The following is a 1,956-nucleotide window of genomic DNA, read 5'->3' on the forward strand; positions in this document are numbered from 1 at the left end:
GCAATGGTGGTAGAGCGGGCCATTACTGACCCGACCCCACACAGATCCGGACGTGCGGAACTACCGCATCCGGCTCTTCAGTTATATATTCACTCGTGTAAAACACGACCCTAGTACCAATCGATCTGCACAAAACGCTTGCCGACCTTTGGACTCTTAATATTGAAATACTCTAACATCTTCTTGAAATTACTCCAGTTATAACTTCGTCGACCACTACGTCTGTTCAACCATTTGTATAAGCTATGAAGCACATAGTCATAGACATACGATAAACTTCGGCTGTTGTCTGGCAATCCAAAATAATTTCTAAATCCTACTAATTTTCGCTTTAGCTGTGGTAGCCACTCTCTCAGTTTTAATGAGCGTTTAGCTTTGATCCATTGATAATACTCCCTCAGCGTCGCCTTCTGCTTCTTCACAGCCGTTCGCCGCCTAAGTCTTGCTTTACCCTTTGAATCTCTACCCCAGTAAAACTCAAATCCAAGAAATACAAAGTGACGTTTTCGCCCTATATGAAATCGGCTAAATCGCATCAGTGAAGTTTTATCTTCTGCAACGTCTAAGTTGAATTTCTTTAATCGTTTCGGCAAAACCTTATAAAAGCGCTCAGCATCATGCGCGAACTGAAATGCACAGACAAAATCATCCGCATAACGGAGCATCATTGCTCTGCCTTTCATTCTTGGCTTCACTTTCTTTTCAAACCATAGATCTAATGCATAATGCAGATAAATATTTGCCAGTACAGGGCTGATTATTCCCCCTTGTGGGCTGCCGCTTAATGGCTTAGTAAACACACCATCGGGCGACTTTATCCGCGCTTTTAACCATTGATTGATTAAGTTCAGTATCGCCTTATCATCAATGCGTTGCTTAAGCATATCCATCAGCCATTCATGGTCAAGATTGTCAAAGAAGCCTTTAATATCAGCCTCGACGATATATCCATATCCTTTGAATTGCAGATTGAGCGTTTAGCTATGCACCGCTTGATGCGCACTTTTATTTGGTCGATAGCCATAACTGTTACGCAAGAAATCTTGCTCCCAGATGCTTTGTAAGATCTGACTGACACTTTGCTGTACCAGTTTGTCATCAACCGTTGGTAGACCTAAAGGCCGTAATTTACCGTTCGATTTAGGAATGAAGATCCGTTTTATGTCGTTGACTCGATAATATTTCTGTTTGAGTTGCCGACCTAAACGGTCAATATTGTCTATCAGCTTATCCTGATACTTAGGCATCGTAATGCCATCGATACCTGGTTTAGCCTTTTTATTAAGTTGCCCCCAACTTTGGTACAGGCTGTCAGTATTTAGCAGTCCATATAAATTTTGAAACCTGTGTTTGGGGTGGGTTTGTGCTTTAAATGCGATGGTATTAAGTGACGTTGTCATAGTGTCTCCAGCCCTACTTTGTCCGGACTATGTATCTGCTTAATATCGGATATAACTGTCAGCTCCTTCGCCATGTACAAGGCTTTCCCCTGTTCAGACTACTACGGGCTGATCTGACTTCCAAAGGGTCATCGTTGGCTTCGCTTTTGGCTAGGATTCACTACCACATTCCCTATGGAGCACCTTTGGATCTCTCAAGTTCTCAATGCATCTCTTTATACATGCCACGACTTGATAACTCCGCTGACTCGCCGCAATCTAACCATTTCGATTGCTTTGCATGGACTTCGATGGCGTTACAAACCTCGTCAGTCAGTTCTAATATTTATCGGAGCGATACCAGCACTTCAGGGCCACGATAGCCCCTATGGCCTATATAATTCTCTGTGTACGCTTCACCTGTTTTGTTCGTTTGATGCAGTCCTCACTGCTGAAAAGCAAACCTAATCTCAAACTCCGCCACAAGCGCAACACTCGATACGGGTGGTGGGTTAAACCTTACCCGACAGGGACTTGCACCCTGCAAGATGCATCAAGCTTCGCTTGACGCACTAAC

The 1,956-nt window shown here is 43.6% G+C and carries 1 protein-coding gene and 1 pseudogene; both read right to left on the minus strand.

Annotated elements, in window-relative coordinates; genetic code table 11:
* Window positions 1-110: 110 nt before the first annotated feature.
* Window positions 111-422, minus strand: coding sequence for a group II intron maturase-specific domain-containing protein (locus tag Q0779_RS23555; protein ID WP_298776694.1), 312 nt, complete (start codon window positions 420-422; stop codon window positions 111-113).
* A gap of 63 nt (window positions 423-485) precedes the next feature.
* Window positions 486-1,400 (minus strand): annotated as a pseudogene (gene ltrA / locus Q0779_RS23560) (group II intron reverse transcriptase/maturase); the annotation flags it as partial.
* Between the last annotated feature and the right edge of the window lie 556 nt (window positions 1,401-1,956).

It is taken from the genome of uncultured Shewanella sp. (assembly GCF_947491715.1).
Taxonomy (GTDB): domain Bacteria; phylum Pseudomonadota; class Gammaproteobacteria; order Enterobacterales; family Shewanellaceae; genus Shewanella.